The sequence below is a fragment of the Oceanobacillus longus genome, assembly GCF_042650085.1.
Classification (GTDB): domain Bacteria; phylum Bacillota; class Bacilli; order Bacillales; family Amphibacillaceae; genus Oceanobacillus; species Oceanobacillus longus.
The window spans coordinates 61,851-76,811 of sequence record NZ_JBHSAO010000007.1; the positions used below are offsets into that span (position 1 = coordinate 61,851).

At 37.6% G+C, this 14,961-nt stretch carries 12 protein-coding genes, 2 tRNA genes and 1 other annotated feature; of the genes, 4 read left to right on the top strand and 10 right to left on the bottom strand.

Features of this window, described 5'->3' with window-relative positions:
• The 3 genes from ACFOUV_RS10185 to ACFOUV_RS10195 all read right to left on the bottom strand — a co-directional run bounded on the left by ACFOUV_RS10185 (window position 1) and on the right by ACFOUV_RS10195 (window position 3,204).
• Window positions 1–516 (bottom strand): hypothetical protein, encoded by a 516-nt coding sequence (locus ACFOUV_RS10185; RefSeq protein WP_379496663.1) that lies wholly within the window; start codon window positions 514–516, stop codon window positions 1–3.
• A gap of 98 nt (window positions 517–614) precedes the next feature.
• Window positions 615–2,330: an acetate--CoA ligase gene (gene acsA / locus ACFOUV_RS10190; RefSeq protein ID WP_379496664.1), complete on the bottom strand. Its 1,716-nt coding sequence runs from the start codon at window positions 2,328–2,330 to the stop codon at window positions 615–617.
• An 801-nt stretch (window positions 2,331–3,131) separates the two neighbouring features.
• Window positions 3,132–3,204: transfer RNA gene (locus ACFOUV_RS10195), tRNA-Arg, on the bottom strand.
• Window positions 3,205–3,342: 138 nt separating this feature from the next.
• Between ACFOUV_RS10195 and ACFOUV_RS10200 the strand changes: the two genes are divergently transcribed.
• Together ACFOUV_RS10200 and ACFOUV_RS10205 are read left to right on the top strand one after the other, a co-directional pair.
• The gene (locus ACFOUV_RS10200) at window positions 3,343–3,984 is read left to right on the top strand and encodes a deoxynucleoside kinase (RefSeq protein WP_379496665.1); all 642 of its coding nucleotides are present in this window, start codon (window positions 3,343–3,345) and stop codon (window positions 3,982–3,984) included.
• A gap of 16 nt (window positions 3,985–4,000) precedes the next feature.
• Window positions 4,001–4,684, top strand: a complete 684-nt coding sequence (locus ACFOUV_RS10205) for a deoxynucleoside kinase (protein ID WP_379496666.1) — start codon at window positions 4,001–4,003, stop codon at window positions 4,682–4,684.
• Between the two features lie 75 nt (window positions 4,685–4,759).
• Here ACFOUV_RS10205 and ACFOUV_RS10210 read toward each other — a convergent pair whose 3' ends face one another.
• Together ACFOUV_RS10210 and proC are read right to left on the bottom strand one after the other, a co-directional pair.
• A complete protein-coding gene (locus ACFOUV_RS10210; protein ID WP_379496667.1) occupies window positions 4,760–5,047 on the bottom strand; it encodes a TIGR04104 family putative zinc finger protein in 288 nt (95 codons plus the stop codon).
• 13 nt (window positions 5,048–5,060) lie between these two features.
• Window positions 5,061–5,876, bottom strand: coding sequence for a pyrroline-5-carboxylate reductase (proC, locus tag ACFOUV_RS10215; RefSeq protein ID WP_379496668.1), 816 nt, complete (start codon window positions 5,874–5,876; stop codon window positions 5,061–5,063).
• 344 nt (window positions 5,877–6,220) lie between these two features.
• Between proC and ACFOUV_RS10220 the strand changes: the two genes are divergently transcribed.
• Complete coding sequence (locus tag ACFOUV_RS10220; protein WP_379496745.1) at window positions 6,221–6,967, top strand: GTP pyrophosphokinase; 747 nt, start codon at window positions 6,221–6,223, stop codon at window positions 6,965–6,967.
• Window positions 6,968–7,030: 63 nt separating this feature from the next.
• On the opposite strand, the gene ACFOUV_RS10225 is transcribed toward ACFOUV_RS10220, so the two are convergent.
• The 4 genes from ACFOUV_RS10225 to guaB form a co-directional block, all read right to left on the bottom strand.
• Window positions 7,031–7,123 (bottom strand) — tRNA-Ser (locus ACFOUV_RS10225).
• A gap of 336 nt (window positions 7,124–7,459) precedes the next feature.
• Window positions 7,460–8,734, bottom strand: coding sequence for a serine--tRNA ligase (gene serS / locus ACFOUV_RS10230; RefSeq protein ID WP_379496669.1), 1,275 nt, complete (start codon window positions 8,732–8,734; stop codon window positions 7,460–7,462).
• Window positions 8,735–8,785: 51 nt separating this feature from the next.
• Window positions 8,786–9,009, bottom strand: a binding site (T-box leader).
• Window positions 9,010–9,087: 78 nt separating this feature from the next.
• Window positions 9,088–10,422, bottom strand: a complete 1,335-nt coding sequence (locus ACFOUV_RS10235; RefSeq protein ID WP_379496670.1) for a serine hydrolase — start codon at window positions 10,420–10,422, stop codon at window positions 9,088–9,090.
• A gap of 162 nt (window positions 10,423–10,584) precedes the next feature.
• Window positions 10,585–12,057 (bottom strand): IMP dehydrogenase, encoded by a 1,473-nt coding sequence (guaB, locus tag ACFOUV_RS10240; RefSeq protein WP_379496671.1) that lies wholly within the window; start codon window positions 12,055–12,057, stop codon window positions 10,585–10,587.
• 302 nt (window positions 12,058–12,359) lie between these two features.
• Here guaB and ACFOUV_RS10245 point away from each other — a divergent pair, with 302 nt between their 5' ends.
• The gene (locus ACFOUV_RS10245; RefSeq protein WP_379496672.1) at window positions 12,360–13,313 is read left to right on the top strand and encodes a YaaC family protein; all 954 of its coding nucleotides are present in this window, start codon (window positions 12,360–12,362) and stop codon (window positions 13,311–13,313) included.
• 516 nt (window positions 13,314–13,829) lie between these two features.
• Here the strand turns inward: ACFOUV_RS10245 and ACFOUV_RS10250 are convergent.
• Complete coding sequence (locus ACFOUV_RS10250; RefSeq protein ID WP_379496673.1) at window positions 13,830–14,936, bottom strand: HD-GYP domain-containing protein; 1,107 nt, start codon at window positions 14,934–14,936, stop codon at window positions 13,830–13,832.
• Window positions 14,937–14,961: the final 25 nt, after the last annotated feature.

A 14,961-nucleotide genomic window follows, 5' to 3' on the forward strand; every position in this document is an offset into this window, starting at 1 on the left:
CTATTTAACACGGATATCATAATCAAAGACGCCGATTTTCTCTAGGTTGTGGTAAATTTGTGCAGGCATAATATAATATTTTGAGGCAACATGTAATCTATGCCCGGTAAGATCGACCTTCCCTTCACTTCCAAAATAGAAGGCCTGCCAAACAAATTTAGAGCAGTAATTCTTTGTGAGGTCATTGAGATCTCTTGTGTAATAGTATGATTCTACACTTTCTATATTTTGCTTGGCCCATTTTGCTGCATTTATGGCATGGTTCGAATGACTGGCTCGTAATACGGTTAATTTTTCCCCTGACTTATGTCTGCTCAAGTAAATAGGCATACGATCAGCATGTCCTTTTTTCCCCCATTTGTTTACATGGTAAATATAAAAATCTTCACCAACAATCCCAGAGTGTCCAACGACTAGGGAAGACAAAGCTGTCTTATGCGAATAAAGAACATCTCCAGGGATCATTCGAATAGATGTACCCGGATAATTAGGGATAGAATCATTTGATTCTTTCATACTAGAATTCTCCTCAGAATCGTATTTCTACTAATTATAACAAAAATAAAAAAACTTTGGCTCCTGCCACTGAAAGGCAAAAACCAAAGTTACTATAATTAATCTTCTAATGTAGAGGTATCCCCCGTCGGAAGCCCAAGCTCCCATGACTTCAAGAGACGGCGCATAATTTTACCGCTTCTTGTTTTTGGAATGCTATCTTTCACTTCAATTTCACGTGGTGCTGCATGTGCACTCAATCCTGTTTTAACAAATTGACGGATATCTTCCAGGAGTTCTTTGGTATCATCATATCCATCATTTAGAGTAATAAAAGCCTTAATAATTTCTCCACGCTCCGGATCAGGTTTACCAATAACACCCGCTTCAGCAACAGCCGGATGTTCAATTAACTTACTCTCTACTTCAAACGGCCCAACACGTTCACCGGAAGTGTTAATAACATCATCCAACCGACCCTGGAACCAGAAGTAGCCATCTTCATCCTGATATGCACTATCGCCGGATACATACCAGCCATTAATAAAATAACTCTCAAATTTACCTGGGTTATTCCATACTTGCCGCATCATCGAAGGCCATCCTTCTTTAATTGCCAAATTCCCCATTTGGTTTGGTGGAATTTCATTTCCTTCATTATCCACAATCGATGCTTCTACACCTGGTATAGGTTTCCCCATTGATCCAGGGCGGATTTCTAAAGATGGGAGGTTGACTATAAGCTGTGCACCAGTTTCTGTCATCCACCATGTATCATGGACTCTCAGATCAAATGCTTTTAATCCCCATGTAATGACTTCCGGATTAAGTGGCTCACCAACACTTAAAATATGTCTAAGTGTATCTAAATCGTATTTCTTAACAGCTTCTTCGCCATAACTTACAAGCATTCGCAATGCCGTTGGGGCAGTGTACCATACGGAAACGTTGTTTTTTTCCAATGTAGTATACCAATCATCTGGTGTAAACCTGCCTCCACGGATTACATTTGTAACACCGTGTAACCATGGAGCAAAGATTCCATAGCTTGTTCCGGTGACCCAACCCGGGTCTGCAGTACACCAATAGACATCTTCTTCTTTTAAATCTAATACCCACTCAGCAGTTGCATAATGCTGGATCATTGCATTGTGTACATGTAAAATCCCTTTTGGCTTCCCAGTAGAACCAGAAGTGTAATGCAATAGCATCCCATCTTCCAAATCTACCCATTCAATTGAAAAATTAATAGAAGCCTCTTTCATTTCCTTGTTATAATCAATAAACTTATTTGTGTCCTCCTTATTGCCCCCCACAAGAACTATTTTCTCCAACTTCGGCAGTTCGTTCAGTGGCACACGATAAAGTAAATCAGGTGTCGTAATAAGTAATTTTGCTTCACTATCTTGAAGGCGATCTCTAACTGCCTGCTCCATAAATGCTTCGAATAATGGACCGGCAATAGCGCCAACTTTTAAAATACCAAAAAATGCAGCATAAAATTCCGGACTTCTCGGCATAAAGAGAAATACACGATCTCCCTTGCTTATTTCATATTTTTTAAGTACATTGGCAAACTTATTGCTTTCTTGACTTAGTTGTTCAAATGTCATGCTTTCTTCCCTCTCAGGAGAAGAATACAATAAAGCTACTTTATCTTTTTTAGCTGGATCTGTTGCATGTCGGTCAACAGCTTCATATGCCATATTTACTTTACCTGTTGTATTCCAGGTGAAATTCTTTTTCACATCTTCCCATGAAAAACTTTCGCGTAACTTTTCATAGTCTTGCAGATTATAATTTCCTTTGCGGGCCGGTACTACTTGCATATCCATTTTATTCACCTCTTATCAATATTTGCAAACGATTACATATCCGATTACATTAAATTATTAAAACATTCGGTAACTAGTTTTATTTTAGAACATTCTGTGACAATTTAAAAGTGTTTCGCTCGATAAACTGGTAAATTTTTAAAATCAACTATTTTTAACCTTGGCTGTTTTTTAAAAGATTGGGACTTCGGTTACTCGCCCCTCCAAAAGAATTGTTGTTATTTCATAGAATACATAAACTACGAAGTAACTGCTGGTTGTTTGATTTCTATATATAAGTGCTATTACCGCCGTCCGGGATCGCTCTGGGCGGATGCTTTCCGCGGGCACGGCCTCAGTCTCCGCGAGAAACCCACTCTGCGGGGTCTTCGGACACGTGCTTTTCCCGCAGGAGTCACCGCCCGCCGCTCACCCGGACTGGTGAAGCTCGGTGATATGAATTTTATAAATCACTAATTCAGTTATCAGTTTGTAAGCTTAAAACCAGCTCTGGGGGAATATACGAAGACTCCAGCGGGAGGAAAGTCATCGGTGAGACCCCGCAGTGCGAAGCACGAGGAGGGCTCACCAGCCGCCCGCGGAAAGCGAAGTGTATTTCCCCAGAGTGGTCGCCGAAGTTACTTATCCTAGTTCACAGTTTTTCTCAACTCTGCAGTGAAGAAAGAGCAATAACTAATCTTTCTAATAGTGTATTTAGCAACATTTCATCTTTTTTCTCACATAAAAAAGCACCTACGATTAAAGTAGATGGTTTCCTGATTCATGATCGTTTTACTTTTGAAATTGGAGAAAGAAAAGCTATGGCCCCGGCAGGATTCGAACCTGCGGCACATGGTTTAGGAAACCAATGCTCTATCCCCTGAGCTACGAGGCCTAATTTTTAGAGAACAAATACCATTATACTAAAAATCAACTAATTTGGAAAGCAAATTCCGAATTCTTATAGTAGAAGAAAGCAATTTGTGATAAAATAAGCACATCTGTCTATGTAGCAGTGATTGGAGGAATAGCGATGGCAGAAGTGCCGTTCATTGCAATTGAAGGTCCAATTGGCATTGGTAAAACATCTCTCGCAAAGAAGCTATCCAATCATTTTGATTTTCATTTACTAAAAGAAATTGTTGAGGAAAATCCTTTCCTTGGCAAATTTTATGATGATATCGATGAATGGAGTTTCCAGACGGAAATGTTTTTTTTATGTAACCGATACAAGCAATTGGAGGATATCGAGAAGAAATACTTGAAATCAAACAAAGCAGTAATTGCTGATTACCATATATCAAAGAATATGATTTTCGCCAAACGCACATTGCAAGAGGATAAATTTGAAAAATATGAACAAATATATCAGATTCTTACAAAGGATATGCCTGTACCAAACATGCTGATATATCTAAATGCAAATCTGGATACCATTTTGGAACGAATACGTATGCGAGGCAGGGATATTGAGCAAAACATCAAACATTCCTATTTGGAACAGCTTGCAAGCGATTATGAAGACTTTATGAATGAATTTGAATTGTTACACCCAGAAATACCGGTCATTCGGATTAATGGAGACGAAACTGACTTTGTACATTACCAAGATGACCTTGATCAGATTATTGAAATGGTAAATAACGATTTAACCGATGCAGTGATTAAAAGATAATAAAGGGGAACCATATATGAACTTAAGAGAAAAGTACCATATCCGAAACGACAGTGTAATAACCATTGCTGGTACTGTTGGGGTTGGTAAATCAACATTGACTAAGGCATTGGCAACTTCTTTAAACTTTAAAACCTCTTTTGAGAAAGTGGACACAAATCCATATCTCGAAAAATTCTATGATGATTTTGAACGTTGGAGCTTTCATCTTCAAGTTTACTTCCTTGCAGAACGATTTAAAGAACAAAAGAGGATATTTGAATATGGTGGTGGATTTATACAAGACCGATCCATCTACGAAGATACAGGGATTTTTGCAAAAATGCATTATGACAAAGGAACAATGTCACCAACTGATTATGAAACATACAAAAACCTGTTTGATGCAATGGTCATGACTCCATACTTCCCCCATCCTGATCTCCTAATTTATTTAGATGGATCTTTTGATGAAGTTGTAAGCAGAATTCAGATGCGTGGACGCCAAATGGAAAAAGATACTCCCGTAAGCTATTGGGAAGAAATGTACAAACGTTACAACAATTGGATTGATAATTTTAATGCTTGTCCAATTTTACGAATAAATATCTCTGATTATGACTTGATCAAGCAGGAGAATTCGATTGAGCAGATTTTGGAAAAGGTAGGGCATTCGTTACAACATTCCAGTCGCTATACAAGAAAACAATTAACAAGATAATCATCATTTAAAGGAAAAAGGATGCCCCAAGAATAAAACGGAGCATTCTTTTTTTATGTAATAATAACTGCATCTCTATTGATGTGGTTTCTTTAATCTGGTTTTGAACGGAAATAACAGAAGATGTATAGAGAGCAACACAACAGAGAGAGCGATTAGCCATCCAATAGATATGTCTATAAAAACACCGATTAAAATAACAATTGGTAGAATCATTAATGCTTTGTTACCATTCCGTTCCATTGGCATAAAATAATTTTCCTTCCCACATTGAGGACAAATCATCGTTAAACGAAAATTATTTTTTAACGTATCCGTATAGCTCCATTTTTCTTTGCAAAACGCACATGCTGGTGTTTCCATCTATCTATCCCCTTTATTTACTGTTTCCTAACTCAATCGAACGATGTCGAGCTTCATGTATACAGGATATCATCATTTCCTGAAATTCATGTCTTTTTAAAACTTCGATCCCCGCCTCGGTCGTCCCACCCGGGCTAGTAATATTTTCCCGCAGTACTCCCGGTTTTTTTCCAGATTCCTGCAACATTTTCCCTGCACCAATGACCGTTTGCGCTAGTAGTTCCGAAGCAGTCTCTAAATCCATACCAGCTTCCACTGCAGCTTTTTCTATAGCTTCAACTAAATAATAAATAAAAGCAGGTCCGCTTCCCGATATTGCAGTAACGGTATGCATATCTTTTTCAGCGACAATTTTTGTTAGCCCTACGGTTTGAAACAATTGATCTGTTTCTTGAACATGTTCACTGGTCGCATACTTTCCAGGAGATATGGCAGTTGCAGAATGGCCTATTAAGGCTGAAGTGTTAGGCATAACACGCATAACTGGAATATCTATTCCTATAGCACGTTCCATTTTCTCTGTAGATAAACCCGCAATAACAGATATTATTAATTGGCTATTATTTAAATATGTCTTAATAGATTGGATCGAATCTGTTGCATCGTTTGGTTTCATAGCTAATACAATGATATCCGCCTCTTTGGCAAGCTCATTCTTATCCGTGCTGCATTGTACTTGATATCTTTCTTGCATGTACTCCAGACGCGCCATATTACTTTTGTTGGTTACATAAATATTTTTTCTTGCAATTAGTTCAGATTTGATAATACCTGAAATAATCGACTCCGCAAGGGATCCCGCTCCTAGAAATGCTATTCTTTTATTCATATGCTTCCTCCTCGAAATAAAAAAACCAATGTCACATCCTTTTAAAAGGACGGAATCAGTTTCCGCGGTACCACCTAATTGGCTAGTTGCCCATCTCTAATTGTTAACACAGTTTCCTGTGGTTAGTTTATTGCTAACGACCTCTTGGTTCCTATATGCTGTTTCAGGTGGATTTTTCAGCCGGCGAATCCCTTGACAAACATTGTATTACTGGCTAATTACGGTCTTATATAAATATTCATTTAATTGATTGTACTATAAGCGTTCAGGTATGTTTTGTCAAGAAACTATATAAGAACAAAATCATTTGTTATACTGAATTATATTCTGAATCATGGAAAGGAATTAGAATAATGGAACCAAAGGAAATTCAGGCACTGAAGCAAGTCCGCAATGAATTAACCCGTTTTATGGTAACCTATAAATTTGGATTGGATGAGATGAATACAAAGCTAAATATATTAAAAGAAGAATTCCAATATATTCATGAATATAATCCAATTGAGCATTTGAAATCACGTATTAAATCTCCTGAAAGCATCCTAAAAAAGATGACTAGGAAAAATCTAGAAGTTTCTATGGATTCCATTAAGGAAAATGTACAAGATATAGTTGGAATACGTGTTGTCTGTTCATTCATTTCTGATATTTATAAAATAAGCGATATGTTACAAAAGCAAAAAGACGTAAAAGTAATCGAAATAAAGGACTATATCGCAAATCCAAAACCAAATGGTTATAAAAGCCTTCATCTTATTTTGTCAATTCCAGTATTTTTATCTGACAGGGAAGAGGAAGTATTTGTAGAAATTCAAATACGAACCGTAGCAATGGATTTCTGGGCAAGCCTCGAGCATAAAATCTATTATAAATATAATAGGGAAATACCTGATCATTTAACAATGGAAATAACGGAAGCAGCAACGGTAGCCAATGAACTGGATCTCAAAATGGAAAAATTGAATAAAGAGGTTAATAATATTAAAACAGAAGATGGGATAAAAGATGAGGATATTTTTTACCTGCAAATTAATGAGGAAAAAGTTCATCTACCTACCAACTTCTTAAAGTCCTTTTTACATGAGAAATAAAAACAAAAAAACCGCTGAAGAACAGCGGTTTTTACTTATCTATTTAAGTTTTGAATTTAAAAATGGAGGAGGTAGAGGGATTCGAACCCCCGCGCGGTTTGACCCGCCTGTCGGTTTTCAAGACCGATCCCTTCAGCCGGACTTGGGTATACCTCCGTATGACGACAAAAATTAATATAACATGTTGCATAGTTTGCTGTCAAATATTTTCCGACTTTTTTTCCTATTTTCTGCAAAAAATAGGAAAGAGACTGGGACAAAAGTGTTTTAACCAAAGTAAAATCCGAACATAGTTGGTGCATATATACCGCTACGGAAATACACTACGCTTTCCGCGGGCGCTGCTGAGCCTACTCCGAGCTATCGCTCTACGTAGTCTCACCTAGGCTTTTCATCCCGCAGGAGTCTCCGTGTATTTCCTTCGCTATTATGGCGAAATGTTCGGCTTTGAGTTAAACACTTTAGTTATGTCCCAGGCTCCACCTTAAAACTTTACTTAATAACTTCTTTTCCTCCCATATAGCCACGAAGCACTTCCGGCACAATAACCGTGCCATCTTCCTGCTGATAGTTCTCCAAAATTGCTGCAACTGTGCGTCCAATTGCAAGACCTGAACCATTTAATGTATGCACATACTCCGGTTTTCCATTTGCATCTCTGCGGAAGCGGATTCCCGCTCTACGCGCCTGGAAATCCTCAAAATTGGAGCAAGAAGAGATTTCTCGATAGGTTTGCTGACTTGGAATCCAGACTTCGATATCGTATTTTTTCGCTGCGGTAAAACCTAAATCACCGGTACACATGCTCATAACACGATATGGAAGATTTAACAGCTGTAATACTTTTTCTGCATTGCCTGTTAAAGTTTCCAAAGCCTCATAGGATTCTTCAGGTTTTACAAATTTTACAAGTTCCACTTTATTAAATTGATGCTGTCGAATTAATCCTCTTGTGTCTCGCCCAGCAGAACCAGCTTCAGAACGGAAACTTGCACTATATGCTACATATTTCTTCGGTAATTCTTCCGTGTTTAAAATTTCATCTCGATGATAGTTTGTTACTGGGACCTCCGCTGTTGGAACCATAAAGTAATCCCAATATTCTAGTTTAAATGCATCTGCTTCAAATTTAGGAAGCTGACCCGTTCCTGTCATGCTTGTTCTATTAACAATGCTTGGTGGCAGCATTTCCACATATCCATGTTCTTCTGCATGCAAATCCATCATAAAGTTTAATAATGCACGTTCAAGTCTTGCTCCCAAACCTTTATAGAATACAAAGCGGCTTCCGGTTACTTTTCCGGCACGCTCAAAATCCAATATATCAAGGTTTGTTGCGATATCCCAATGTGGTTGGGTTTCAAAATTAAATTCCGGTACGTCCCCCCATTTGCGTGCTTCAATATTGTCATCTTCGTCTTCACCAATTGGCACACTTTTATGAGGAATATTAGGTATGGACAGCATAATACGCTGCAGTTCTTCTTCAATTTCTCTCAATTCTTTATCAAGAATGGAAATTTTATCCCCAACTAATCGCATTTCCTTTATTGCAGGTTCTGCATCCTTTTTCTCTTTCTTTAGAACAGAAATTTGCTTGGTTGCTTCGTTACGTTGGGCTTTCAACGTTTCCGTTTCCGCAATCAATTCACGGCGTCTTTCATCCAACTCACCAAATTTATCCAAATCCGTTAGATCCTCACCACGATGTGCAAGCTTCTTTTGTACTTCTTTAAAATTAGTTCTTAAATACTTCATATCCAACATAAAAATTCCTCCTTTATAGCTATAAAAAATCAAAAAACTCCCGTCCCTAAAAATAGGGACGAGAGTTTATTTCCCGCGTTGCCACCCTTGTTGAAGATAAAATATCTTCCGGCTCAAAGTTGTTAACGGTACTCTACCGGGTCTACTTACTTGGATAAAATCTTTTCCGTAAACCAGTTCAAGGATGGATTCACAGGACTCTGACACCGATTTCCACCTACCATCGGCTCTCTAGAGAAAGAAGTACTGTTACTGCTTCCTATCAATACATTTGCTTTTAATTATTGTTATCATAATCAATTTTTCAAGAAGATGCAAGTTATCTAAGAAAAACTTAACTATCTATGCCTAAATCAGCTAAAAAGTCCTTTTATCCAATCCACAGCTGATGTGAACAGATTGGCAAAGAAATCACCAATTGCACCTAATGTAAGCATAAACCAGTTTGACTTTTCGACAGCTTCATTGGTTACTAACTCTATCTGATTTGAAGAGTCAGAGAAAATATATCCATAGTCTGTATCGCCATTATACACGAGCTCAGCAGTACCGATGACATCCCCTTTTTCAACCGGGGCTATCAATTCACCATTTTCATTTAGTTTATCTTCATCTAAATCGTATTTTAAGCTATATAATTCTGCTTCATCTGTTTTAATCGGAACATTAATAGCTTTACTTAAGGAAACATTCACTGCATCTTCTTTTCCTTTTGCTACAGGAATTGTTTCATCTCCCTCAAGCTGATGACCTGCTGGGAAAAGTTCTTGTTCATTAAATTGGCTAAAACCATAATCAAGTAGCTTAGCTGTTTCTACAAAACGTTCTGTTTCACTTTCGGTTTTCATTACAACAGTAATTAAGCGTCGATTATCTACCAGAGCAGTACCAGTAAAGCTATAGCCTGCAAGTGTTGTAAAACCTGTTTTTAGGCCATCTACTCCCTCATAAAAGAATTGTTCCAAGTTAACTCCTTCATGTGGAAGCATATAGTTCCAGTTATCAATTGTTTGTCCATCAAATTCGGTTTGTGGAATTTTAGAAATATCCAACGCCTCTGGATAATCATTAACAAGGTAATATGCAAGTAAAGCTGAGGATCTTGCTGAAAGTAAATTGGTAGCATTTGGATCCGTACCCTCGGGATAATTTTCACCTAAGTCTGCATTATCCAGTCCAGTGGAATTAACAAATTCATATTCCTCAAGACCCATTTCCTCGCCTTTTTCATTCATTAATGTAACAAATTCACCTTCTGAGCCTGCAATTAGTTCAGCTAATGCAATCGTTGTAGCATTATCGGAATTAATCGCCATTGCTTCATATAATTCTTGTACAGTATAATCCTGTTGTTGTTTTAAACCAACACCAGAGAAGGAATTATTTGCAGATATACTATATGCATAATCACTAATCTGCGTTGTCGTATCCCAGCTGATTTGACCATTCTCGACAGCTTCCCAAACAAGATATTCTGTCATCATCTTTGTCATACTAGCCGGTGGAAGTAAGATATCAGGGTTTTTAGCATATAGAACTTTTCCTGTTTTCGCATCGACAAGTATTGCTGATTCAGCATTTAATTCAACTTCTTCTGCTGCTGTAGTTATTGGATATGTAATATATGACGCCATTATTATTAATGCTGTAAGTACCAATGATAAAATTTTTTTTACGTTGTAGTTCAACTTTCCGTACCTCCAAGAAGCTGTATCGCTTTATAGTTTATTTTTGTATTCTGTTTGGCTCATTAATATGCACCTTTTTTATTTTACCACAGAAAAAATTAAAAAAATAGATGAGGAAAGTCCCTCATCTATTTTTTTATTGAATAATTCGATTTATGTTCACTATTGAATGGAGTAATTCGGTGCTTCTTTCGTTATATGGACATCATGTGGGTGACTTTCACGAAGTCCAGCTCCTGTAATTCGTATAAATCGTGCCTCATTACGTAACGCGTCAATTGTTTTTGATCCACAATAACCCATACCCGAACGTAATCCTCCCACGAGCTGGTGGAAAGTATCAGAAAGTGCGCCTTTATATGGAACACGTCCTTCAATTCCCTCTGGAACAAGTTTTTTATTATCGGAATCGCTTTGGAAATAACGATCTTTAGAACCAGATTTCATTGCACCAACAGATCCCATTCCGCGATACACTTTATACTTTCTTCCTTGATAGATTTCCGTCTCTCCAGGACTTTCCGTTGTACCGGCAAACATACTCCCAATCATGACAGCATGAGCTCCTGCAGCTAATGCTTTTACAATATCACCAGAGTATTTAATACCTCCATCAGCAATGACTGGAACGCCATATTCTGATGCTGCTAATGCACAGTCATAAACTGCTGTAATTTGCGGTACCCCAACTCCTGATACAACACGGGTTGTACAAATAGATCCAGGACCAATTCCGACCTTCACAACGGATGCTCCAGCTTCAATTAACGCCTTAGTACCTTCAGCCGTAGCGACATTGCCTGCAATTATTTCCAAATCAGGGTAGGCTTCACGAAAGGCCTTCAGTTGGGTAAGAACACCCTTTGAATGTCCGTGAGCCGTATCAATAACAATAGCATCGGCACCTGCTGCAACCAACTTCTCAATTCGATGCATTGCATCACCGGTTATACCAACTGCTGCTGCTACAAGCAGTCGTCCTTGATCATCTTTTGCAGAATTTGGAAACTCAATTACTTTCTCAATATCTTTAATTGTAATGAGTCCCTTTAAAATATTATTTTCATCAACTAGTGGTAATTTTTCTATCTTGTATTGCTGCAAAAGTTTTTCAGCTTCTTCCAATGTGGTGCCTACTGGAGCTGTTACGAGATTATCACTTGTCATTACTTCTGAAATAGAAATGGAATAATCCTGAATGAAACGAAGATCACGATTAGTTAGAATACCTACAAGTTTTTGTTCTTCAATATTGTTAACAATTGGTACTCCTGAAATTCGGAATTTACCCATGAGATGCTCCGCATCATATACTTGATGCTCTGGAGTAAGGAAGAATGGATTCGTTATAACGCCACTTTCCGAGCGTTTTACACGATCTACCTGTTCAGCCTGTTCTTCAATTGTCATGTTTTTATGAATAACTCCAAAACCACCTTGACGTGCCATTGCGATAGCCATTTTAGCTTCTGTAACAGTATCCATACCTGCACTGATAAAAGGTGATTTCAACTTTAATGTCGATGATAATTGTGTACTAAGATTTACCGAATTAGGTAACACCTCTGATTCGGCTGGCATTAGTAGAACATCATCAAAAGTTAACCCTTCCTTTGCAAACTTATCTTCTCTCATTTTAATTCCTCCTTCTAAGGTTATGTATTTACCATGCAGTCACGGATAATATGACCGCAAAACAAGTGATTTCATTTATTGGAAGTCACTACCGTTACATGCCTATTCTGTTTAACTCCATACTTAGAAATAATATGGAAACCCCACTCATGCATGAAGTTAGACTTTATCGTTCACACTATATACGTATATCTATTTTTATTTACATTACTCTAAACCTACTGCTTTTTCAACCCAGTTTAATGGAATTCAAAAAGAAACTTGATTCAAAATATTAAAACAGTTATGAGGTTAGGGAACAAATGAATACATCTGATTTCTATACATACTTAAATGCACAGCAAACAGCTCAGCAATATTTATATTCTTGTTATAAGGGAATGGAAGATGCGGAGTCCAAAAGTTATCAGAATTGCAATACATTTATGTATTATTTAGACCATGGACTCCGTTTCTATGAAAATGGAAAGAAGGCTGATCAAGTGGTACAGCCCGTTCTTTATTTTTACGGAATGGTTCACCTACTAAAGGCATCCCTTTTGACGGAACGTCCGGATTACCCCGAATCTACATCATTACTTGCACACGGAGTCACAACAAGAAAGCGTAAGAAAAAACAGTATACCTTTATGGACGATGAAGTCAAAATTCAGCAACAAGGTCTGTTTCCTTATTTCTCCGAGCATCTTTTTTCCATGAAGAAATTTTCCTTTGAGAAAATCAATATGGAAATGCTTTTCAGTACATTACCGGAAATGAATGATTTTTTCTCCCTTCAAAATAAGAATAAAATGATTGAAATTGGTGTTTCAGAATCACTATTACTGCAATTTCCAATCCAATTATTGGATAACTATCATTTAACAGATAAGGCATTTATACGACGTTTAGAAGGTTTTCTGCCCTCGATCAAGGAAATAAAGATAGATAATTCAAACATCTCCATTCATTTAGGAAAGTCATTTTCTTCGTCCCATGGTCCTTTTTATGTTCATATGCATGATAAAAAAATTTATTTTCCCTCAGATAGGAATCATTTTCTTCCAATTTCTGAAATCATTACCCATTATTTGATTTTATTCAATCTTAGTATGTTGTGCCGTTACGAAGCGGAATGGTGGGGGGATCTGTTATTATCAAGACCTGATATTGATTATCCATTTATACATCATTTTTTAAAAATCACTTCAGAAAAAATTCCTTATATGATTGGAAAGAAACTGATGGATAAATATAAGAATCAAAAGCTGTTTTAAATATAGGCTGTTTTCTAAAAGTTTATTGCTTTTGCTATAAAAGTTATAAACGAAGACGTACTTTAGTTAGGTTTATTTCCAAAGATATCTGCTCTTGCTGCCGTCCAGGTGAGTGGAGGGCGGATGCTTTCCGCGGGCACGGCCTCAGCCTCCTCGAGTAAACCACTCTGCGGGGTCTTCGGACACGTGCTGTTACCGCAGGAGTCACCACCCTCCACTCACCTGGACTGGTAAAGCTGTGTGATGTAATTTTTTATAATTCACTAATGCTGTTAATGGTGTGCAGGCTTAAAAAAGCTGTGGAAATATACGAAGGTTCCTGCGGGAGGAAAGGCATCGGTGAGTCCCCGCAGTGCGTTAGCACGAGGAGGCTCACCAGCCGCCCGCGAACCGTAAGTATATTTCCCAGAGCGGTCGCCGAAGTTTCTTATGTTATGTCGTAGTTTATATCAACTGCGAGGATTAAAAGCAACAATACTTACGAAAAGACAAAGAGACCAGGGAGCTATAACATGGCTAGCCCCCTGTGATTTCCTCTATATAAAGCTCAGGTATCTGTTCTAGTGCGATAATTTCCTCACTATCATCCATTCGAATCATTGGTCGTGTAGGTTTATCTGGATGGATAAATACAATTTCTCCGCTTTGTTGGTTGGATAAGATAATCTTTGAACCTAATGATAGATGATAGAAACTCCCTAGGAAGAACTTCACTACCTCTGCATCAAATTTTAAATACTGATCTTTCTGAATTTCCTCGATTACTTTAAATGGGGACTGTTTTTTTTGATAGAGTCTCTCACTCGTCATCGCATGGTACATATCAGCAACAGCTATGATTTTAGCGTATTGATGGATTTTTTCTTTTGTTATTCCAAGCGGGTAGCCATTACCATCCACTCGTTCATGGTGCTGTAAAACTGCCAATTTTACGCCTATAGTAATGGTCGGAAGGTTCTCCACCATTCGATAGGAGTATGTCGGGTGGTTTTTAATGTCATTAATCCCCATCGATGTTAAAGGATCAGCATTTAAAATAAGATCTGAATCAATCCGCACCATTCCGCAATCACATAATAATCCTGCCAATCCTATCTGCAACCATTCTCCTTTGGAATAACCCATCTCTCTACCTAAAAATGCAGAAATAAGTGAAATTGCTACGCTATGATGATAAATATAATCATTCTTTTCCACATATTTATGTAGTGAATATATTTGTTCTGATTTAATATCTTTCAACCGTTCCAATAGCGGAATTATAATCTTTCGAACAGTTGGCATATCGATTGGCATACTGTTTTGCCAATTTTTATATTGATTCTTATAAGATGCTGTAGCTGTTAGATAATGATCCACAAATGAGATTTCATCCATACCCACTTGATCAGGTTTTCGGACATCTTGTTCTATTACTATGTTAGGTAGTTGTTTCGGTTCAAATTTATTCCCATCAGAAAGTTTAGTTGATACTTCAACGGATTCAACAAGAAACTTATTAAGAATGGTAATATGTGTTTCTGTCAAAACAGTGTTTTTTGGAATGATTTCCCGATTGGATTTCCCTTTTACCTCATCAAGCAGTATACAGCCTGGGACTAACCGTGATGGCTCAACTCGCATATGATTTCCCCCGTTATAAATAAGA